The organism is Bacillus proteolyticus, assembly GCF_001884065.1.
Lineage (GTDB): Bacteria > Bacillota > Bacilli > Bacillales > Bacillaceae_G > Bacillus_A > Bacillus_A proteolyticus.
The window spans coordinates 123,313-143,920 of sequence record NZ_MACH01000093.1 but is presented as its reverse complement, the minus strand read 5'-3'; the positions used below and the strand labels follow the sequence as shown (position 1 = coordinate 143,920).

21 protein-coding genes are annotated in these 20,608 nt (G+C 36.8%); 19 read left to right on the top strand and 2 right to left on the bottom strand.

Annotated elements, in window-relative coordinates:
* Positions 1-69: 69 nt before the first annotated feature.
* From BAQ49_RS17500 to BAQ49_RS17445, 12 genes are all read left to right on the top strand, one after another.
* The gene (locus BAQ49_RS17500) at positions 70-390 is read left to right on the top strand and encodes a PTS sugar transporter subunit IIA (protein ID WP_000437092.1); all 321 of its coding nucleotides are present in this window, start codon (positions 70-72) and stop codon (positions 388-390) included.
* A gap of 46 nt (positions 391-436) precedes the next feature.
* Entirely contained in the window at positions 437-1,822 is a 1,386-nt protein-coding gene (locus tag BAQ49_RS17495; protein ID WP_071746409.1) for a glycoside hydrolase family 1 protein, read from the top strand.
* Positions 1,823-2,080: 258 nt separating this feature from the next.
* Positions 2,081-2,935 carry a 3-hydroxyacyl-CoA dehydrogenase family protein gene (locus BAQ49_RS17490; RefSeq protein WP_071746408.1) on the top strand — a complete coding sequence of 285 codons (855 nt, stop codon included), beginning with the start codon at positions 2,081-2,083 and terminating at the stop codon, positions 2,933-2,935.
* A gap of 18 nt (positions 2,936-2,953) precedes the next feature.
* A complete protein-coding gene (locus tag BAQ49_RS17485) occupies positions 2,954-3,733 on the top strand; it encodes an enoyl-CoA hydratase/isomerase family protein (RefSeq protein WP_071746407.1) in 780 nt (259 codons plus the stop codon).
* A gap of 15 nt (positions 3,734-3,748) precedes the next feature.
* Positions 3,749-4,927, top strand: a complete 1,179-nt coding sequence (locus tag BAQ49_RS17480; RefSeq protein WP_071746406.1) for an acetyl-CoA C-acetyltransferase — start codon at positions 3,749-3,751, stop codon at positions 4,925-4,927.
* Between the two features lie 108 nt (positions 4,928-5,035).
* Positions 5,036-6,592: a class I adenylate-forming enzyme family protein gene (locus BAQ49_RS17475; RefSeq protein WP_071746405.1), complete on the top strand. Its 1,557-nt coding sequence runs from the start codon at positions 5,036-5,038 to the stop codon at positions 6,590-6,592.
* A 21-nt stretch (positions 6,593-6,613) separates the two neighbouring features.
* Positions 6,614-7,030, top strand: a complete 417-nt coding sequence (locus BAQ49_RS17470; protein ID WP_071746404.1) for an acyl-CoA thioesterase — start codon at positions 6,614-6,616, stop codon at positions 7,028-7,030.
* A gap of 55 nt (positions 7,031-7,085) precedes the next feature.
* Positions 7,086-8,315, top strand: coding sequence for an FAD-dependent oxidoreductase (locus tag BAQ49_RS17465; protein ID WP_071746403.1), 1,230 nt, complete (start codon positions 7,086-7,088; stop codon positions 8,313-8,315).
* A 54-nt stretch (positions 8,316-8,369) separates the two neighbouring features.
* The gene (locus tag BAQ49_RS17460; RefSeq protein WP_071746402.1) at positions 8,370-8,927 is read left to right on the top strand and encodes a hypothetical protein; all 558 of its coding nucleotides are present in this window, start codon (positions 8,370-8,372) and stop codon (positions 8,925-8,927) included.
* Between the two features lie 93 nt (positions 8,928-9,020).
* Positions 9,021-9,965 (top strand): fumarylacetoacetate hydrolase family protein, encoded by a 945-nt coding sequence (locus tag BAQ49_RS17455; RefSeq protein WP_071746401.1) that lies wholly within the window; start codon positions 9,021-9,023, stop codon positions 9,963-9,965.
* Positions 9,962-10,462 (top strand): DinB family protein, encoded by a 501-nt coding sequence (locus BAQ49_RS17450; protein ID WP_071746400.1) that lies wholly within the window; start codon positions 9,962-9,964, stop codon positions 10,460-10,462. Before BAQ49_RS17455 ends, BAQ49_RS17450 begins: the two co-directional genes overlap by 4 nt.
* 14 nt (positions 10,463-10,476) lie before the next feature.
* Complete coding sequence (locus BAQ49_RS17445; protein WP_071746399.1) at positions 10,477-11,589, top strand: cupin domain-containing protein; 1,113 nt, start codon at positions 10,477-10,479, stop codon at positions 11,587-11,589.
* A 73-nt stretch (positions 11,590-11,662) separates the two neighbouring features.
* Here BAQ49_RS17445 and BAQ49_RS17440 read toward each other — a convergent pair whose 3' ends face one another.
* Entirely contained in the window at positions 11,663-13,606 is a 1,944-nt protein-coding gene (locus tag BAQ49_RS17440) for an elongation factor G (protein ID WP_071746398.1), read from the bottom strand.
* 264 nt (positions 13,607-13,870) lie between these two features.
* Between BAQ49_RS17440 and BAQ49_RS17430 the strand changes: the two genes are divergently transcribed.
* The 7 genes from BAQ49_RS17430 (at position 13,871) to BAQ49_RS17400 (ending at position 18,599) form a co-directional block, all read left to right on the top strand.
* Positions 13,871-14,299 carry a MarR family winged helix-turn-helix transcriptional regulator gene (locus tag BAQ49_RS17430; protein ID WP_000204172.1) on the top strand — a complete coding sequence of 143 codons (429 nt, stop codon included), beginning with the start codon at positions 13,871-13,873 and terminating at the stop codon, positions 14,297-14,299.
* Between the two features lie 18 nt (positions 14,300-14,317).
* Entirely contained in the window at positions 14,318-14,956 is a 639-nt protein-coding gene (locus BAQ49_RS17425; RefSeq protein ID WP_000185378.1) for a nitroreductase family protein, read from the top strand.
* A gap of 38 nt (positions 14,957-14,994) precedes the next feature.
* Positions 14,995-15,288, top strand: coding sequence for a putative quinol monooxygenase (locus BAQ49_RS17420; protein WP_071746396.1), 294 nt, complete (start codon positions 14,995-14,997; stop codon positions 15,286-15,288).
* Positions 15,289-15,432: 144 nt separating this feature from the next.
* A complete protein-coding gene (locus tag BAQ49_RS17415) occupies positions 15,433-16,365 on the top strand; it encodes an AAA family ATPase (RefSeq protein WP_071746395.1) in 933 nt (310 codons plus the stop codon).
* Positions 16,362-17,471 (top strand): DUF58 domain-containing protein, encoded by a 1,110-nt coding sequence (locus tag BAQ49_RS17410; protein WP_071746394.1) that lies wholly within the window; start codon positions 16,362-16,364, stop codon positions 17,469-17,471. Before BAQ49_RS17415 ends, BAQ49_RS17410 begins: the two co-directional genes overlap by 4 nt.
* 15 nt (positions 17,472-17,486) lie before the next feature.
* Positions 17,487-18,221 carry a hypothetical protein gene (locus tag BAQ49_RS17405; protein ID WP_071746393.1) on the top strand — a complete coding sequence of 245 codons (735 nt, stop codon included), beginning with the start codon at positions 17,487-17,489 and terminating at the stop codon, positions 18,219-18,221.
* Between the two features lie 132 nt (positions 18,222-18,353).
* On the top strand, positions 18,354-18,599 hold the full coding sequence (locus tag BAQ49_RS17400) for a DUF3947 family protein (RefSeq protein WP_071746392.1): 246 nt from the start codon (positions 18,354-18,356) through the stop codon (positions 18,597-18,599).
* Between the two features lie 398 nt (positions 18,600-18,997).
* Here the strand turns inward: BAQ49_RS17400 and BAQ49_RS17395 are convergent, their stop codons facing one another.
* Positions 18,998-20,416, bottom strand: a complete 1,419-nt coding sequence (locus tag BAQ49_RS17395; RefSeq protein WP_071746391.1) for a sigma-54 interaction domain-containing protein — start codon at positions 20,414-20,416, stop codon at positions 18,998-19,000.
* Between the last annotated feature and the right edge of the window lie 192 nt (positions 20,417-20,608).

The window sequence follows — 20,608 nt, the reverse complement described above, 5'->3', positions numbered from 1 at the left end:
GGGGATGAACAAAACCCCACTGATTGTTTTTTCGAATAATAAAAATAAAAAAATGTTAGGAGAATCGTTATGGAACAAAATGAATTAGTAGTATTTCAAATTATATCAGCAGTAGGTAGTGCACGATCTTCGTATATTGAAGCAATTCAAGAAGCAAAAATGGGTAACTTTGAACAAGCAAGACAATTGATGAATGAAGGCAGTGAAACATTTATTGAAGGCCATAGAGCACATGCTGGATTGATTAGTAAAGAAGCAGCTGGTGAAAAAGTAGAAGTAAGTTTATTGTTGGCGCATGCAGAAGATCAATTAATGAGTGCAGAAGGATTTAAAATCATTGCAGAAGAGTTGATAAGTGTTTATGAAACATTTTTAGTGAAACAAAACTAATAGAAATAAACGATAACAATACTATTTTTGAAAGGGAAAGGTAAATATGCTCAATACTACATTTAAAAAAGACTTTTTATGGGGCGCTTCGACAAGCGCCTATCAAGTAGAAGGTGCCTATAATGAAGATGGAAAGGGCCTTTCTGTTCAAGATGTGAAAGTTATTCCTGAAGGTACATCAGATTTTAAAGTTTGTAGTGATCATTATCATCATTTTAAAGAAGATGTAAAGCTTTTTGCAGAATTAGGATTAAACGTTTATCGTTTTTCTATAGCCTGGACTCGTATTCTTCCAAATGGTACTGGAGAAGTGAATGAAAAGGGTATTACATTCTATAGCAATCTTATTGATGAATTGCTGAAGCATGATATCGTACCGTTAGTAACGATGTATCATTTTGATTTACCGTATGAATTAGAGAAAAAGGGTGGCTGGAGTAATCGTGATACCATCGATGCTTTTGTTAAGTATTGTGAAATCCTTTTTGAACGTTTTGGAGATCGAGTAAAGAATTGGTTAACGATTAATGAACAGAACATGATGATCCTACATGGACAGGCGATTGGGACATCAGTATTATCTCAAAAAGAGCTATATCAGCAAAATCATCACATGCTTTTAGCAGAGGCTAAGGTTACGAACTTATGTCACAAAATGATACAAGACGCTAAAATTGGTCCAGCACCAAATATTAGTTATGTGTATCCGAAAACATGTAAGCCGAATGATATAATTGCAGCGCAAAATTGTAACGCAATTCGTAATTGGCTATATCTAGATATGGCTGTATATGGACGATATAACAATATAGCGTGGAATTTTATGAAAAGCAAAAATATCGAACCAGTCATTCTAGAGGGAGATATGGAGATTCTAGCTAGTTCAAAACCAGATTATATCGCTTTTAACTATTATTCTTCTATTACTGTTAGTGAGTATGATGAAAACTTTGTAATCAATGATGCTGGTGATCAACAAATTGAAGTAGGTGAAGAAGGATTCTTTATGGGTGACGATAATGAATTTCTAGAATTAACCGATTTCGGTTGGGAGATTGATCCAATCGGCTTCCGAGTTACATTAAGAGAAGTGAATGATCGTTATCACTTACCAATTATCATTACAGAGAATGGAATAGGTGCTTACGACAAAGTAGATGAAGATGGGTCTGTGCAAGATCATTACCGGATTGATTACTTGAAAAAACATATTGAACAGATGGAATTGGCAATTGCAGATGGAGTGGATGTAATGGGTTACTGCCCTTGGGCCGCAATCGATTTAATTTCTACGCATCAAGGTTTCAGAAAAAGATATGGTTTTATTTATATAAATCGTGATGAAGACGATTTAAAAGATTTAAAAAGAATAAAGAAACAGAGCTTCTATTGGTATAAAGAAGTTATTTCATCAAATGGAAAAGAACGATAACATATAGTTTTGAATTTTACATCATAGAGTGCGTACTTCTAGAAAACATTATTTCTTTTGAAGTGCGCACTTTTTGTATGAAAAATAACTGTACTTCTCACTAAATGGAAAATGAAGCGGTTTGAACCGAAATGAATACCATTAAAATGTATGAAAGAAATATATGTATTTCCTACACTGTGTATATATAAAAACTTTTTGGATATAGATATAATTTATTTACAGAACATTCAAAAAGTTATTCAAGGAGGTAGCAAAATGGCAATTCAAACAATTGGCATTGTCGGTGCAGGATCTATGGGTTCTGGCATTGCAAATTTAGCTGCATTAAATGGATTTACGGTTATTTTACATGATATTGAAGAGCATTATTTAGATAATGCAATACAACGTATGAATGGTTTTATGACTAAGAGTGTTACAAGAGGAAAAATGACGGAAGAAGATAAAGAAAAGGCGCTTGGCCGAATTCGACTCACTACAACTTTAGAAGATATGAAAGATGCGGATGTAGCTATTGAGGCCGTGTTAGAGAAGTTAGATTTGAAGAGGGAAGTGTTTGCAGCTCTTGATCAAATCGTTCCTGAAGGGGTTATACTTGCAACAAATACTTCATCTATGTCGATAACAGAGATTGCTTCAGCAACGAATCGTCCAGAACGTGTGGCAGGTATGCATTTCTTTAACCCTGCACAACTTATGAAACTTGTAGAAGTTGTTCGCGGCTATAAAACGAGTGATGAAACAGTCGAAGAATTGAAAGCGTTATCTAAAAAGCTTTCGAAAGAACCAGTTGAAGTAAAGAAAGATTCACCTGGATTTATTGTAAATCGAATTATGATTCCGCAATTTATTGAAGCAATTAAATTGCTTGAAGATGGGGTTGCATCTGCAGAAGATATTGATAAGGCTGTTACACTTGGCCTCAATTATCCGATGGGGCCGTTTACACTACAAGATTTTGCAGGTGTAGATATTGGGTATCACGTGATGGAGTACTTCAAAGAAGAACTAAATAATGATCAATACGCGCCGCCACTTCTTTTAAAACAGCTAGTTAGAGCAGGTAGACATGGCAAGAAAACAGGTGCAGGTTTTTATGATTATGAATAAAGAATGGGGGATTAAGTTATGAATTATGAGTTTTTAATTTGTGATATTGAAAATAAAGTTGCGATCGTTACAATTAATCGACCACCTGTAAATCCGTTGAATACACAAGTGTTTCATGAACTTTCCAGTCTATTTGGCGAACTAGAGGCGAATGAAGAAGTACGAGTTATCGTTCTTACAGGAAGCGGAAGGAAGGCATTTGTTGCAGGCGCTGATATTAATGAAATGGCAGCACTTGATCTTGTCGGTGTAACCAAAATGAATAAAACTTCACGAACGGTATTTAGCAAAATTGAAAATTTGTCAAAACCAGTTATTGCTGCGATAAATGGATTAGCTCTTGGTGGTGGCTTTGAACTTGCACTTGCATGTGACTTACGTATTTGTTCGGATCAAGCAAAATTCGCTTTTCCAGAAGTAGGACTCGGAATTATTCCTGGAGGCGGAGGAACACAGCGTCTTCAAAAGATTGTAGGCCAAGGCATAGCGAAAGAATTACTGTATTTCGGAGATATGTTTGATGCAGAGCGTGCTTTCGATTTACATATTGTCAACAAAGTAGTACCTGCGGAAGAGTTGTTTGAATTTGCAAAGGAATGGGCATATAAATTGGCAAAAAAACCACCAGTAGCACTTCAAATGTTAAAAACGGCAGTAAATGTAGGAAGTAATGCTGATCTTGAAACAGGCTTAATCATTGAAAGTACCTGTTTTGGAAATGCTTTCGCAACAGAGGATCGAAAAGAAGGATTACAAGCATTCGTTGAAAAAAGAAAACCAGTTTATTTAGGGAAATAATGAGGTGAAAAGGATATGAAAGAAATTGTTTTATTAGAGGGAGCCAGGACTCCGTTCACTGAAATTTCGGGATCATTCCGGGGGATGAATGCAACAGAATTAGGGGCAATTGCCGCTAAGGAAGCCATAAGAAAAGCTTCAATATCTGCTGAAGATATTGATCAAGTTGTATTTGGTAACGTTCAGCAATCTAGTAAAGATGCACATTTATTGGCAAGGCATGTTGGTTTAAAAGCTGGAGCACCTATTCATGTCCCCGCTTTGACAATTAATCGTCTTTGCGGAACGGGCGTTGAATCTATTTTAACGGCTGCTCGTTATATTCTATGCGGAGAAGCAGAAGTTGCACTTGCCGGAGGAACGGAGAACATGAGCCAAGTGCCACATGTAATCCCTGGGATGAGATGGGGAAGTCCGCTCGGCGGTCCAGCCTTAGAAGATTGGCTATGGGATGGACTTTATGATACGTACGGCGAATGTACGATGGGAGAAACAGCTGAGAATTTAGCTGCAAAATATAACTTAACGAGAGAAGAAGTAGATCAGCATGCTCTTTCTAGTCATGAGCGAGCTCTTTTAGCAAGGGAAAAAGGTTATTTAAAAGAAGAGATTGTTCCAGTAACAGTGAAAGGAAGAAAAGGAGAGCAGGTCATTGAAGAAGATGAGCATATCCGTCACACGAGTTTAGAAAAATTAGCAAAGTTAAAGCCACGCTTTGTGGAGCATGGTGTAGTGACTCCCGGAAGTGCAAGTGGGATGGTGGACGGTGCAGCGGCAGTTGTTTTAGCATCAAGCGATTATGCAAATGAAAGAGGATTAAAACCGATTGCTAAGCTCGTTTCTTGGGCTGTTGTTGGAGTGGAACCGAAGTATATGGGAATCGGACCGGTTCCAGCTATTCAAAGTGCATTAGAAAAAGCGAATTTAACTTTAGCAGACTTAGACTTAATTGAAATTAATGAAGCATTCTCTGCGCAGTACTTAGCTTGTCAAAAAGAATTAGGATTTGATCTTAATAAAGCGAATGTAAATGGCGGGGCAATTGCGATAGGTCATCCACTTGCTGCGAGTGGAACGAGAATTTCTCTATCTTTAATTTATGAGTTAAGAAGAAGAAATAAGAAGTACGGGATATCCGCAGTTTGTATTGGTGGAGGTCAAGGAATTGCAGCAATTTGGGAAGCTTTGTATTAGAAAAGCCAGGAGGAGTCCTTCCTGGTTTTCCTACATCGTTTATCCGGCTATAAGTATGGGATAAAAAACTCAGGCTAGTTGGTAATACGATAGAAAGTGAGTGAGACAATGAAAAAGGATAAAAACTTAGTATCGGTGCATGGGCTGTTAGAAACGGTTACTTCAACTTACGGTGAAAAAGAAGCGATATACGATTTAACGAGGCGAATTACATACAAACAATTGAAACAGGAAGTGGATTGTTTAGCTACGGCATTTAAGAGACTAGGAGTAGGTAAAGCAGACCGTATCGCCGTATCTCTACCAAACTGGTCCGAAACAGTAGTTATCTATTTTGCAGCTGCGAAACTAGGAGCGATAATCGTTCCTTTTAACCCCAAATATAAATCATATGAAATTGAATATATATTGGAAAGTTCAGCTCCAAAGCTATTAATAGCTTCAGGGGAATTTGAAAAGAATTTTGGATTTGAAAAAGTTGTTAATAAGGTACGAAAGGTTATTACAGTACGATTTTCGCAAGAGAATTACTGTTCATATGAGGAGTTAATTCGTACAAAAAAAATGGATGTTGAACCAGTAAGTATAAATGTGAATGAAGATTTGTTTTGTATATTATATACGTCAGGGACGACGGGAACTCCAAAAGGTGTAATGGTTACACACCGTGCTGTTGTACAATCTGCGCAAACGATAGGAATAGAGCTGCATTGTACACAAGAGGATGTATTTATTATTTCGGCACCACTGTTTCATATTTTCGGTATGGCGATTAATATGCTTTGTGCAGTAGCGATGGGAGGACGAATAGTATTACAAGAAAAATTCCGTCCGCGAGAGACTTTACAATTAATTGCACAAGAAAAGGTAACGATCCAAAAAGGCGTACCAACCATGTTTATAAAAGAACTAGAATTAGAGGATTTTAATAAATATGATTTATCTTCCTTGCGTGCCGGATTAGTTGGCGCCGCACCTATTCCGGCAAAAACAGTGACGGATATACGTGAACGGATGGGAATTAATCTTTGTCAGTCATTCGGGATAACTGAGACGGTCTCTATTACGATGACCTCTTATGATGATACAAAGCAGAATATAACAGAAACGCTTGGAAAGGCAATTCCAGGAGTAACATTGAAAATTGTAGATGAGAATAGAGTGGATCTTCCTTCTGGAGAAGTGGGAGAGATCGCAGTTAAAGGATTCGGTGTAATGAAAGGGTACTACAATATGCCCGAACAAACAAAACAAGTTTTAGATAATGAAGGTTGGTACTATTCAGGAGATTTAGGTACCCTCGATCCTCAAGGGTATTTAAGATTCGTAGGACGAAAGAAAGAGATGATTATAAGAGGCGGGCTAAACGTTTATCCTCAAGAAATTGAAGCAGTCATTATGAAACATCCAAAAGTAATAGAAGCAGCAGTTGTAGGTCTTCCAGATAAAGTACTTGGAGAAGTTGCATGTGCGGTCATACGGTTAAAGAATGGGGAAGTAAGTACAGAAGAAGAAATAAAATTCTATCTTAAAGAGAGAATCGCAATTTATAAACTGCCAGAGAAAGTGATCTTTACTGATGAATTTCCTGTAACAGCAAGTGGGAAAATTCAAAAGTTGAAATTGAGAGAACAAGTATCTTCAAATAGTAGTCCAACAGTTTAATAGATAGGAGGCGAAGGCATAATGGAAGAGTATGCTTTTCAAGTAAGGTGGGGAGATACTGATGCTGCGGGCATTGTGTATTATCCTAATTTTTATAAATGGATGGATGAAGCAACTCATGAATATTTTAAAAAAATTGGTTTTCCTTCAGTCGAGCTTTACGAAGAACAACAAATTGGATTGCCTTTACTAGAAGCAAAATGCCAATTTAAGTCACCTCTTCGTTTTGAAGACCAAGTAGTTGTGAAAAGTACTGTGAACGAATTGCGTAATAAAGTTTTTACAATACAGCATGTTTTTGTAAAAGGGGAACAGATTGTGGCAGAAGGTTATGAAACTCGTGCATGGACTTCTTTCAAAGAAAAAGCAAAAGCGTATCCAATACCTGAGGATATTCGGAAGAAGATGATGCCAGAGATAAAAACTGTAGGAAGTTAAAGAAGAACAAGTAAAGATATCATAATGGGAAATTGTTAGTGAAGGGGAGATAGTGATGGGAAAAGAAAAAAATTATGATGCCATTGTTGTTGGTGCGGGCCCAGTAGGACTTGTAGCAGGACTTTCATTACAAAAGAAGGGCATTTCAACATTAGTAATAGAGGGAGATTCATTCGGAAGACCACGTCCGGGAAGTAGAGCAATTTATTTGCATAGTGCTTCGTTAAAACTACTGGAGGAGACTGCAGAAGGTCTTGGTTTTACACTTGCTCATAACGGAATTATTTGGCCAGTAAAACGAACGTTTTATAAAGGGAAAGAAGTATATGTACGAGATTATGGTAAGGATGAAAACCTTAAGTCAAACCGCTTGCCTCATTTCACAGCCCTTCATAAAGATGAGATCGAAAAGCATATGTATGAGGCTTGTATAAATGCGGGCGTTGAATTCCTTTGGGATGCCCCAGTTAAAAAGTTACACTTTACAGACTCTGGAGTAGAAGTAACAATCACAAATGACGAAATCTTAAAGTCGCAGTATGTAATTGGATGTGATGGAGCACGTTCAATCGTAAGAGAGCAAGCGGGATTAACGTTTGAAGGACCGCGCACAGCAGATACTTTTATCGTCGTAGATGCGAAAGAAGATGAAACAGATCCATTTCCTTTAGAAAGAATATTCCATTATCAACATCCAGCTATGGAGGGAAGAAATGTTATGTTTGTTCCGTTTAAAGGTGGATGGCGTATCGATTTACAACTCCTTGAGTCAGATAACCCAGATGATTATACAAATATTGAAAGTGTTAAGAAATGGTTGCCGAAAGTCATGGATGCTAAGTACGCTGATAGGATTACGTGGGTGTCTTCCTATCGCTTCCATCAAATTGTGGCAAATTCATTTACTGACGAAAAACGTCGTGTTCTTCTAGCTGGAGAAGCAGCACACTTATTCGCCCCATTCGGAGCACGTGGATTAAACTCTGGAATTCCAGATGCTGTTCTCGCTGCGAGAGGTATTGAGAAGGCGCTTCAATCTAACGCTGAAGAAGAGCGGATAAACGCAATTGAAGCAGCTGCAAACGAACGCCGAATTGCAGCTAAATGGAACCGAGACGCTTCAACTACTGCGCTTCACCACCTTCAGGGGAACTCTCCTGAAATGAACATGAAACGCGACATTGCTGCTTCAATGGTATCTATCGTTCCTAGGCTTGGAAGATGGCTTGATGAGGGGCCATATGGACCGAAATTTGGACCTCCTGAACTGACAACGAAATATTAAAAGTATAAAAAACTTAGATCGGTAACATGAACGATATGAAAGGAGCGATAAGAAATGGCTTTGTCTCAATTCATGAATGAAGAAAAATATGGTTCTCATGCACGTTCTACAAATGGAATGATTGAACGGTTAATGACGATGAACTGGTATTACAACATTGGACAGCAAAATGTAGAGGCTGAGAAGAAAATTGATCAATTTATGAGTTCTCTAAACATTAGTGAATATGAAATCAAATGGATTTCAAGAAAACAATTAAATGAAACAATTGAGCGGATTTCATTTGAAGATAACAATTTATGGGGGGCACTAGCAGCAGTGCCTGATCAATTGAAAGAAAAAATTGTACGTGTTGGTAACGAAAAACTTCTAGTAGATGTAGTAGATAAAGTACCAGAAGCAATCTTTCATGGTGTTTATAAAGAGGCGTTCGAAATTTTTGGAGAGGAAAAAACAGTGAAATTTCTCGTCGGGCATGCGATGTACGTAAGTGTTCTGGCATGTGCTGCTGAATTAGCTGAAGAAAAGAATGTGTGTCTCCCAATTATAGAGTTAATGGAAATGGGACATGTGCCACTTGGACCAGAAGGAAATACTTTTTATCTTTTATAACAAAGAGTAGGGCTGGAAAGTCATATATTATTATCGTTTTCGATTATTTGAGAAGGTAGAATTTCACTTATTTTAAAGGAAAGGGTGAGTATTATGAAACTTGTTACTTTTACACATAACGGAGAAACGCGAATCGCTGCTCTAGAGAACGGAAAATTGATCGATTTACATGCTGCTTTTAAAGCGAAATTGACAAGCGAGGGAAATCTTCGTACCACTCAAATTGCAGAGGCGTATATACCAAAGGATATGAATGGATTTTTACAAGGTGGAAAAGAAAGTATGAATCTTGCAAAAGATGCGATTGCTTATGCGCTTATGAAAAAACATGAAGATAAGTTGGTATTTGAAGAAGGTGAAGTGAAAATAGAAGCTCCAGTACCTGCGCCAGGAAAAATTATATGTGTAGGTCACAATTATCGTGAACATATTTTGGAAATGAAACGAGAATTACCTGCATTTCCGGTCATCTTTGCGAAGTTTGCGAATACAGTAGTCGGTCCACAAGATGATATTCCGTTTTACCCAATTTCGGAACAACTAGATTACGAAGCTGAATTTGCTTTTGTAATCGGAAAGCGTGTCCGAAATGTTTCAGAAGACGATGCTCTTCATTATGTAGCAGGTTACACAATTGTGAATGATATTACTTATCGTGATATTCAGCGCCGTACGATTCAATGGCTTCAAGGTAAGACAGTTGAAGGAAGTGCCCCAATGGGACCGTGGTTAATTACATCAGATGAATTAACGAACCCATCTGGCTTGGAAATCGTATTAACAGTTAATGGAGAGAAACGTCAACAGTCTAATACTGCTAATTTAGTATTCTCGGTACAATATCTCGTTTCGTTCCTATCAGGTTTAATGACACTAGAGCCAGGGGATGTCATTTTAACAGGTACGCCAGGTGGTGTAGGTGTTGCACGTAATCCGCAAGTATTTCTTAAAGATGGAGACATCGTTCGAATTGAAGTTGATCGAGTAGGTGTACTTGAAAATAGAGTAAGACAAACAGTAGAGGTGCCAGTACTATGACGAAAAACGTGCAAATCCATGCGGTCGAATCTATTTATGACTCAATCGATAAGATAAAAACGATTGTTAAGTCTTTGCCTGAAGAAAAAATCCGTTGGAAACCTTCAGAAGATGAATGGTCAGTTATGCAAATTATTACACATGTAGCAGAAGCTATTCCGTATTGGGCAAAGGAAATAAACAATATTCAATTAAACAATGAAAACTTATGGGGCCGCGGCTTAACAGATGGAGTACGCCTACAAACAGTTTCAGAAGAGAATATTAATGAAAAATCTGTAGAAGAAGTCATTCAGCAGCTTTCTACTATACCAACCATCATAGAAAATGTACTGAGCACATTAACAGACGAAGAGTTAAATATTCAGGCTCCAAGTCGCAATCCTCGTTTCAACAATAAGCCGATTGACTTTATCGTTAATCACCTCATCGTAGAACATACAGAAAAGCATTATAAACAAATCGAACGGAATTTATGTAAATTTAATGAGCAATAAAGGAGGCAAATAAAATGGCGGAAAAAAATGCTTTTTTTGAAAGTACACTCGTACAAGATTTCAATCGTGATATAGAACAATATCATCTGGGACCACTTTGGAACGCAATCCCGGATTTAATGAAACACACACCTGAGCCTCATGCACAAGCGTACCTTTGGAAAGCGGAATTACTTCAAAAAAAGTTGATGGAAGCGACGCAAATCTTTACACCAGATCGTGGTGGCGAACGAAGAGCCATTTACTTACAAAATCCAGGACTTAATTATAGAAAACCTTGGGGGTGGGCATCGACTACCCAGACGTTATATGCTGCGGTTCAATTGATACAACCTGGAGAAATCGCTCCGTCACATCGGCATGTTCAAAATGCATTACGTTTCGTTATGGAAGGAGAAGGGGCGTACTCAATTGTGCAAGGAGAGCGTATTTTCATGGAACGGGGAGACTTCTTAACAACTCCAAATGGACTGTGGCATGGACATGGTCACACTGGTGATAAGCCGATGATTTGGATGGACTGCCTTGATATTCCGACCATTTATTATCTCGGTGGTACGTTCTTTGAGCCGTATCCAGAAAAAATTGAACAGCCAAATGTTCAGGACAATTATACTGCTCAGCGTTATGAAGGTGGAATGGTTCGACCGGTTTCGGATAGATATGCGAAGAAAGCTCCACTTAGTTCCTACAAATGGGCAGGGACGGAAGCTGCACTTAACGGATTAAGTCGTTTTGAGCCAGATGCTTACGATGGTTATGCCGTTGAATATATAAATCCATCGAACGGTGAAACAGCATGCCCAACGATTGCAGCTTGGATGCAAAAGCTGCCGAAGGGATTCAGAGGAAAAGCACATCGTCATACACATGCATCAATCTATCATGTGCATGAAGGGGCAGGGTATACGATTATTAATGGTGTTCGCTTCGACTGGTCTAAAGGAGACTTCTTTGTTGTACCAAACTGGGCATGGCACGAACACGTCGCGCTAGAAAATAGTTATGTATTTTCAACAAATGACCTTCCTATTTTAGAAAAATTCGGGTTAGAGCGAAAGCAAGAGTATGAGAGCAATAATGGATATCAAACAATCGCTGGAGAATTTGAACCAGCTCTACCTTAATATTATTTACAAAAAAACACCCTCTAGTAAGGAACATATCATACTAGAGGGCGTTTTTTACTATTTGTTTGATTTAATAAGCCTTCAACACATAAAGCAAATAATCCTTGCGATTCAGTGGATTAAAATCGACACGTTTTCGAGTAGGAAAGGGAGCCGTAAGTTTAGTGAAACCATTCGGATTTGTTGTAAAAATACCTTCTCCTTCAGTAAATGAATGGAGCATTCGTTTAAAATTCTCTGTTTTCGCAACAGGTAATGATCCTGTTAATTGGTAAGAGTCATTATATAATTTAGGCTCCGCGAAAGTTGCTGGAATGGCAGCTAGTTTATACATTGCAGTACTAATTGTGTGCTCTGGGACAGTTAATTCAAATTCGTTTAATGGTTCAAACACATATGTTTCAGCTTGCTTTAAAGCCTCCATTAAAACGAGCGGTGTTAAGTTTCTAAAGTCACTCGCTGTTGTAACAGGACTAGCATAACCTGTATGTGTTAACGTGACAGAAATGTCCGTAACTTCCCATCCATATAAACCTTGTTTTAACGTTTGAAATACAGTATCTTCAATCGCTTTATGAAATGCTAAAGGTAATGATCCAAGTTCAACACCTAACTTATATGTCATGCCAGAATTAAGCTCACCACGTTCAACTTTGAAGCCGATTGTTGCGTAGAACGGGTTCGTTTTTTCTCCCATTACTTCAACGGAATCTCCTGCGCCAATTGGTTTCTCAATACATACAACTCGTGTATTTGAGAAGGTAACCTGCAAATTATATTTCTCAAAAAGAGTCGTTTCAATTACTTCTTTTTGTACTTCACCGAAAAGGCGAATGTATAGTTCATTATGAACATCATCTTTCCACACTTTAATGAGTGGATCTTCTTCACATAGTTCCATAAGTGCAGCGTATAAATCATGAATTCGATCCGTAGGCACCGCATCAATAGCAGCTTCCATTTGTGGTTCGGCAAAGTGAATGTCTTTTATATAATCCGTCCGTTCACCGATAATATCACCAATTTTTATATCACTCAGTCCCCACACTTTGCAAAATTCTCCACTAGGAACGGTAGAAGTTTGAACGGCATCTCCATTATGAAATATGCACATTTTTTTAATCTTTTCCTTATGTGGTAGAGACTCATTTCGCTGTATATCAACATATTTTCTAACGTGTAAACTGCCTGAAAAAACTCTTACGTAAGCAATCTTTTCGCCAGAAGGTTCACGTTCAATTTTAAAAACAACACCGGATAATGTTTTATCTTGCGCCGGTTTATTAACTGGAATTAGGGCCGGAAGTTTTTCAAGTAGTTCAGTTACGCCCATACCTGTCTTTGCTGAACCGAAAAAGATTGGATAAACATTTGCTTGTTGTATTTGTTTTTCTAGTTCTTTTCTTAATAGTGCGTCCGGGATGATTTCGTTATTTACATATGATGCAAGCAAGGATTCGTTATATGGTGCTAACAGTTCCATACAATCGTCATATGATTTATATTCCATAATACGAGCTTCCTTTGTTCCTTCGTTCTCTACAGAGTAGAAGGGGCATGCATCATTTGAAAGGATTACTTTTATTTGTTTCACAACTTTTTCAGTATTTGCGCCACTACGATCAATTTTATTAACAAATAAAACAGTCGGTATGTTTAGTTTCTGTAGTGTTCGCATTAAAATCTTCGTTTGTGCTTGCACGCCTTCAACGGCAGAAATAACTAAAATCGCACTGTCTAAAACGCGGAATGATCGCTCCACTTCAGCGATAAAATCAGCGTGTCCAGGTGTATCAATGACATTTACTTTTACATCATCAATAAAGAAAGAAACGACAGATGCTTTAATCGTAATTCCGCGCTGTCTTTCTAATTCCATTGAGTCAGTTTGCGTACTTCCGTTATCAACTCGGCCAATTTCTTTAATCACATTCGTTTCAAAAAGAATACGCTCAGTCAAACTCGTCTTGCCAGCGTCTACGTGCGCGACAATCCCTATATTTATTGTTGTCATATATAAATATCCTCATTCCATTTTCCATTTTCATTTCCTCATTTCTATTTGTGTATTGCCGCATAACAATCACTCTCCAGTCATTTAAATTATTACTATTATAATGTAATTCCCATTTTTTGTAACGCGACAAAGCGCCTTAATTTGGAAAAATATAAATGAAAACAAAATGCTTGCATTCTAAATCGATATAGATTATATTAATTGACATATCAACTATTGATACATCAAACGTTTTTATATTGGATGTAAAGGAGGGGTAATTTGACAAGTTCATGCTCAAAAGAAGCGATTATTTTATATAAATTACACTTTCTAAATAAAGAAGTAAGTTCGAAGTTTGAAGGGTGTACGGGTATGAGTCAATCTCGATTAGAGCTTATACTTCAGTTATATGAAGTAGGTGAAATTAGTCAAAAAGCACTTCAGCAAGAAGTGAATATTGATAATGCTGCGATTACTAGGCATTTAAAGCAGCTTGAGGCAAATGAAATGATTGTAAGACGTAAAAATCCAGATGATAACAGAATTACGTTAGTTTCTCTTACAGAAGAGGGACGAAATAAAATTCAGGCGTTTCAAGAGGAAAAAGAACGTTTTGCAGCATCAGCATTTAAAGGATTAAGTGAAGAAGAGCGCGATAATCTTTTAAATATGTTAAATCACATTCAAGAAAATATAAAAGAATTATAAAAAAGGGAGAATACAACTATGACTAACTCAGTAAAAACAAATGATTTTAACGAAATTTTAACAGGACGCCGTTCAATTCGTAAATATGATCCTTCAGTAAAAATTAGTAAAGAAGAAATGACGGAAATTCTTACAGAAGCAACACTTGCACCATCTTCAGTAAACATGCAACCATGGAGATTTTTAGTAATTGAAAGTGACGAAGCGAAAGCAACACTTGCGCCACTTGCGAAATTCAATCAATCTCAAGTAGAAACATCTTCAGCAATGATCGCTGTATTTGGTGACTTAAACAACTTTGATAACGCAGAAGAAATTTACGGTACAGCAGTAGAGCGTGGTTTAATGCCAGCTGAAGTAAAAGAAGATCAAATGAAAAAACTTTCAGGTTACTTCTCTATGGTTACACCAGAAGTAATGAAAGATACGGTATTAATTGACGGTGGTCTTGTAGCAATGCAATTTATGCTAGCAGCTCGTGCTCACGGCTATGATACTTGCCCAATTGGTGGATTTGAAAAAGACCAAATCGCAGAAGCATTCGGATTAGATAAAGAGCGTCACGTACCAGTAATGTTAATTTCAATCGGAAAAGCTGCTGACAGTGGTTATCAATCAGTACGTCTTCCAGTTGAAAAAGTTGCTGAGTGGAAGTAATTTTAAAGAAATAAGTGGAATATGAGAGGGGAAACACCATGATTATTATTCACGCAATATTTCAAGTAGATCCAGCAAAACAACAATCATTTTTAGAAGAAATTCAGCCACTTCTTCATGGTTCAAGAGAAGAAAGTGGAAATATATCTTATAATCTTAATAAAGATACAGAAAAAGAAAGTGTTTATACGATGGTAGAAGTATGGAAAGATGAAGCAGCAGTTGCGAGTCATAATACGAGTGAACACTTCACATCTTTCGTTAGCAAAGCACCACAATTTTTAACTGCTCCGCTTGATGTAAAAGTTTATAGTGGAGAGTTAGTAAAATAATAAGGTAGAAAAAGATGACTTTAGCGTGTTGCTGGAGTCATCTTTTTTATTTTGATAGGAATATATTTACTTCTAACGCGATGTGTTATAATTTGGAAAATAAATATTCTCAATTTTAAAAATATTTGAAGGTGGTAGTGAAAAATGAACATATTAAAGAAAATCACTAACAATATTTCGAAGGTTATTATAGGGAAAGATGAATCAATTGAGCTGGCTGCAATAGCTCTTATAGCAAGAGGACATATTTTATTAGAAGATGTACCTGGTACGGGAAAAACAACATTAGCAAAAAGTTTGGCAAAAAGTGTGGACGCCAAATTTCAAAGAATACAATTCACAGCGGATACTTTGCCTGGAGATGTTATTGGTCTTGAATATTTTGATGTGAAGGAATCGGATTTTAAAACGAGGTTAGGACCAATTTTTGCAAATATAGTATTAGTGGATGAAATTAATCGGGCTGTACCGAGAACGCAATCTTCGTTACTCGAAGTTATGGAAGAACGTACTGTTACGATTGCGAAACAAACGCATTCATTACCAGAACCTTTTTTAGTAATTGCAACGCAAAATCCTCTTGAATCTGCTGGTACATTTCCTTTACCTGATGCTCAATTAGACCGATTTTTACTTACGATTCGCCAAGGTTATCCTACGAGAGAAGCTGAAAAGGAAATGATGAATCGGTTTCAAATGAATGATCCATTAGAAACATTACACTCTATTATTTCAAGTGAAGAAATTATTATGATGCAAAAGCGTGCAAGAGAAGTGTTAGTAGGGGATGATGTGCAAGATTATCTCCTTGAAATAGTTGAAGCAACTCGTAAACATGAGTTAATTGAAATCGGTGTAAGCCCGAGAGGCACACTGGCATTTATGAGAGCAATTCAAGCACGAGCAATATTAAATGAAAGAGATTATTGTACACCAGATGATATAAAGCTACTAGCAACATCCGTTTGTGCTCATCGTTTAACACTGACGATTGAAGGGGAAATGAAAACGACGAAAGAACAAATTATTAAAGAAATTCTTCATACGATCGATGTGCCAGTGGAGAATGTACGATGAAGCAACAACTTGTGTATACACCTTTAGCGGAGCCTTTCATAATAGGAGTTATGTCAGTTGTAGCCGTTATTTTATGTATATTTTCAAGTAATCTACTGTTTTTATCTCTCGTATTTTTGTCTTTAATTTTAATAGGTGCTGCGCATGTATACATACGGAAAGTATCTCGTATTTACTGGGAATACGATCAAGGGAATTCGAATGTTTTTATTGGTGAAACGAACACTTGCAAAATAAAAATTTCAAACAAATCGATTTCCCCTATTTTTAATGTTGTATTTCGATTTAAATGTGAAAATAAGCTAACTTGGGATCATGAAGAACTAAACAAAAATCATAGTACAGGTTCAAATTATTATATGAATTTCAATATAAAAGGAGGAGAATCAGTTTCATTTGATTTGCATGCTGTAGTTTTAAAAAGAGGAATCGCGAAATGGGAAGAAGTTGAAATTGTTATTACTGATCCCTTTGGATTCATAACGAACCATATAACATATAAACAAGTTGATACGCCGTCCTATTTAGTTTTACCAGCCGTTCCGAAAATGCAAGTTCCTGAATTACAAGAATGGTCACGGGGATTTCGAAAAGCGATGTCTTCACCGCTATATGATGAAACGAAAGTAATGGGAGTGAAGTCTTATGAAAATGAAGATTTTCGTTCCATCCACTGGAGTGCAACAGCGAAAACAGGGACAATAACAGCAAAAAAATACGAGCGAACACAATCAGATAAATATGCGATTTATCTCAATTTGCAAAATAAAAGTGGCGTTTCTTTGCGAAAGGATACAGAAGAACTAATTGAATTAACAGCAGGCATATGCAAGCAACTGCTTTTGCAAGATTGTTCATTTGAATTATGGATTAATAGTGTGAAAGATAACAGTTTGCTACATATAAAAAACGGGGATAATCGCAAACATTTGCAAAATGTATTAAAAGTACTTGCCTCAATATCGGACCAAGATACGCCTGTATCATCTTCTTATTTTTACACAGCTGGCTTTCGTCGTAAGGAATTGGATGCAGTTCCTTTAATTTTGGGTACTTCTCCAAAGAAATATAGTAGAACGAATAAATGGATTGTAATTAAAGAATAAGAAGGGATTTATGTCATGTGGAATAAAAAACGGCATATGAAAGTGAAGTTTTGGATTGTAAGAGCTTTAATCATACTTTTCTTTGCGATTAGTGCAATATCGTTATCACAAGGTGTGGTGCATGTACAAGACATAGTAAAAGAGCGTTTTTTTAGTGAGAAGAAATCTGAAAAAATTTATAAGGAAACAATAAACAATGAAAATAATGAAGATTATGGCACTGGCAGACCTTTGGAAAATACAAAAGTAGGAGAAAATAGGGATAGGACGCCAACGGGTAAAAAATTTAAAGGTTTTAAAAAGGAAAATTCATGGGGAGACGTATTTTCTTTTCTTTCAAATTCATGGATTACTGTAGTTTTTTATGTAGTTATTGCAGCGGTAATTAAATATTTTCTTTATAAATCAGTTAGGAAAAAGTTAATGAAATCAGAAATAGAACAGGAGAAACAATCGGTAACGAAAGAATATACGGTTAGAACCGAAAAAAACGAGAAAGTGATGCATCAGTTAAAGCAGACGCTACCTACAGATACGATAAGGAAAGCGTTAGTTGAATGGGAAAGGACTTTACCATTTCATGAACAGAGAAGGTCCTATGAAACGATGCAACAATGGTTAAAACGAATATGTAGAACGAGAGACATTATTTCGTTGTATGAATCAGTTCGCTATGGCGAAAAGACTTATACGGAATTAGATGTAGAAAAAACAATGAAGTGGATAGAGGGGGATGGGAAATTGGATTAAGTTAAAATAATTGAACGAAAGAGAATTAGGAATTACAAGGTGTAATGTTTCATGTATTATCCACCTTAATTCAATATTCATAGTATGAAAGGTGGAAAACAAAAATATCTGCAGGGGTGAGGTGAATAAAGAATGTTTCGTAATTGTTTTTACAATGAGAAGCAAATTCGTCCTTTAGGGGGGCAGGGGCCTGCACAAAGTACTATTCAAGCTGTTCATCATGCTATACAAGCGCAGCAACAAGCATTTCAAGCACAGCAAATGCAGGAAATCCATAATCCTTCACAATCGTATTTTTCATTACAGCCTTATTACCCATTACAATCGTATTATCAATCACAGTCCTATTATCCATTACAGTCTTATTATCCAATGTAGGTTAAAAAGGATGGTACAACTTTTTAATCGATTTCGTATGAAACTGTATATGATTGATAGCGAATGCAAGTAAAACGGAAATATTCTTTTTGTTGGAATTCATTCAAAAATAATTTGAAGAAAGTATTTTTTATTAAGTTTCAGGTTAACAAAAGAGGATTTGCTACGAATAGCAGGTCCTCTTTTTAAATGACAAAGAGTAACTGTGAATATGTTAGGTGAATATTTAGAAGTAATCTATCATATCGGACCAATTAAACTTTAACAAAATAGTTATTTGAATAGGAAAAGGGAAGATGAAATTTTGGACGGACTTCAAAATCTTAATTTGGCGGGCATGGGGTACAGCCTTATAGCCATCAAATTAAGAAAAAATTAATCCCCCTACAACAAAAAAGCTATTCTTTTTCATTACGGATATTGTATTTCTTTAACCGACGGATCAGTGAAGTTTGAGTAATTCCAAGAATTTTTGCAGTTTTACGTGTAGTCTTATTTTCCTTAATTGCCTGTTCAATAATTGTTTTTTCCATACTTTCGATAATCTCGCTTAAGTTGTTGCCTTTTTTCAGAGATTGTAAAGCTTCTTTTTCCATACTTACTGAGTGAAAGCGATCTGGTAAATCATGAATCGTGATTTCTTCTTTTTTAGCCATAATAACGAGTTGCTCAACAGTGTTTTCCAACTCGCGTATATTTCCTGGCCACTGGTAACGTTGAAAAACATCTATCGTTTGCTGCGAGAAGGTACGTGTCTGGTTGAATATTTGGTTATACTTTTGCAAATAGAAATGGAGTAGTGGAAAAATATCTTCATGCCGCTCGCGTAGCGGTGGAATATTTACTGGTAAAACATGAAGGCGATAATATAGGTCGGCCCGGAATTTTCCCTCTTTTACCATTTCCTCGATTTTGCGGTTTGTTGCTGCAATAATGCGAATATCAGCCTTTACTAACTGTGAACCGCCAATAGGCATATAGGTCTTGTCCTGCAGTAATTGAAGGAGCTTGGGCTGCAAATGTAACGGAAGTTCACTAATTTCATCCAAAAAAAGCGTTCCTTTTTCGGCTGTTTTGACGAGCCCTGTTTTCCCTTTTGAATTCGCACCTGTAAAGGCTCCCTTATGGTAGCCGAACAATTCAGATTCGAGAAGTGTATCGGGAATTGCTGCACAATTTAAGTGGACAAAGGGTTGGCTGTTCCGTTCGCTCAATTCATGAATACGTTTCGCAACTACGTTTTTTCCAACGCCTGTTTCTCCGTTAATAAGCACAGTTGAATCCACACTTGCAACTCTTTCCAGGATTTCAGCAAGCAAATTATGTATTTTACTATGTCCAATAAAGGACTGTTCCTCTTGCATTAGAATATACCGGGTATTCATTTTTTTTATTTCTAGCAAATACCGCTGCAATACGGGGGCTAATTCTTCCCATTCTAGCTTAGAAACATTATCCATCCAATTGTTTATATCATGACCATGTGCTACAAAATAAAGGGGGTTTTCCTGCTCATCCAAAATAATGTCCCCTGTTACTGTCATCTTATTACCACCGGTGATTTCTTGCACAGTGGTTACAGAACTTCCATTTTGTAAAGCCATTTCGATTACGGATGGAGTGAATGCACCTTCTTTTTTCAGAACGAAAATATTCCTGCCAATTAAATCTTCCTTGCTTTTGTTAAAAAGCTTACAACCTGCTTGATTTATCCACATAATCGTTCCATTTTTGTCAACAATATTCATCCCACTTTCAAGACTATCGAGAATTTTTAAAAGATATTTGTTTTCAATTTGGACAGGAATGTCGGACATGACGTGAATCCCCCTATTCATGCATCAATTTCGAACCAAAAGTGGTTCAAAATTGATAGAGATTAGTGAAAAGAACGAACCATTTATGAATCAGTTGAAACGAATTTAATTCATTATATCTCACAATAGCTAGATTTAATTGAAATTTTTATAATTTTCCATCTATTTTTCGTGTTTTCATTCCAAATTAAT

Coding starts and splice junctions, on each gene's coding strand:
- BAQ49_RS17440 (WP_071746398.1), bottom strand. CDS start 13,606: ATGACAACAATAAATATAGGGATTGTCGCGCACGTAGACGCTGGCAAG.
- BAQ49_RS17465 (WP_071746403.1), top strand. CDS start 7,086: ATGGGAAAAGAAAAAAATTATGATGCCATTGTTGTTGGTGCGGGCCCA.
- BAQ49_RS17425 (WP_000185378.1), top strand. CDS start 14,318: ATGACTAACTCAGTAAAAACAAATGATTTTAACGAAATTTTAACAGGA.
- BAQ49_RS17405 (WP_071746393.1), top strand. CDS start 17,487: ATGTGGAATAAAAAACGGCATATGAAAGTGAAGTTTTGGATTGTAAGA.
- BAQ49_RS17450 (WP_071746400.1), top strand. CDS start 9,962: ATGACGAAAAACGTGCAAATCCATGCGGTCGAATCTATTTATGACTCA.
- BAQ49_RS17480 (WP_071746406.1), top strand. CDS start 3,749: ATGAAAGAAATTGTTTTATTAGAGGGAGCCAGGACTCCGTTCACTGAA.
- BAQ49_RS17455 (WP_071746401.1), top strand. CDS start 9,021: ATGAAACTTGTTACTTTTACACATAACGGAGAAACGCGAATCGCTGCT.
- BAQ49_RS17400 (WP_071746392.1), top strand. CDS start 18,354: ATGTTTCGTAATTGTTTTTACAATGAGAAGCAAATTCGTCCTTTAGGG.
- BAQ49_RS17475 (WP_071746405.1), top strand. CDS start 5,036: ATGAAAAAGGATAAAAACTTAGTATCGGTGCATGGGCTGTTAGAAACG.
- BAQ49_RS17490 (WP_071746408.1), top strand. CDS start 2,081: ATGGCAATTCAAACAATTGGCATTGTCGGTGCAGGATCTATGGGTTCT.
- BAQ49_RS17410 (WP_071746394.1), top strand. CDS start 16,362: ATGAAGCAACAACTTGTGTATACACCTTTAGCGGAGCCTTTCATAATA.
- BAQ49_RS17485 (WP_071746407.1), top strand. CDS start 2,954: ATGAATTATGAGTTTTTAATTTGTGATATTGAAAATAAAGTTGCGATC.
- BAQ49_RS17495 (WP_071746409.1), top strand. CDS start 437: ATGCTCAATACTACATTTAAAAAAGACTTTTTATGGGGCGCTTCGACA.
- BAQ49_RS17415 (WP_071746395.1), top strand. CDS start 15,433: ATGAACATATTAAAGAAAATCACTAACAATATTTCGAAGGTTATTATA.
- BAQ49_RS17395 (WP_071746391.1), bottom strand. CDS start 20,416: ATGTCCGACATTCCTGTCCAAATTGAAAACAAATATCTTTTAAAAATT.
- BAQ49_RS17445 (WP_071746399.1), top strand. CDS start 10,477: ATGGCGGAAAAAAATGCTTTTTTTGAAAGTACACTCGTACAAGATTTC.
- BAQ49_RS17460 (WP_071746402.1), top strand. CDS start 8,370: ATGGCTTTGTCTCAATTCATGAATGAAGAAAAATATGGTTCTCATGCA.
- BAQ49_RS17420 (WP_071746396.1), top strand. CDS start 14,995: ATGATTATTATTCACGCAATATTTCAAGTAGATCCAGCAAAACAACAA.
- BAQ49_RS17500 (WP_000437092.1), top strand. CDS start 70: ATGGAACAAAATGAATTAGTAGTATTTCAAATTATATCAGCAGTAGGT.
- BAQ49_RS17470 (WP_071746404.1), top strand. CDS start 6,614: ATGGAAGAGTATGCTTTTCAAGTAAGGTGGGGAGATACTGATGCTGCG.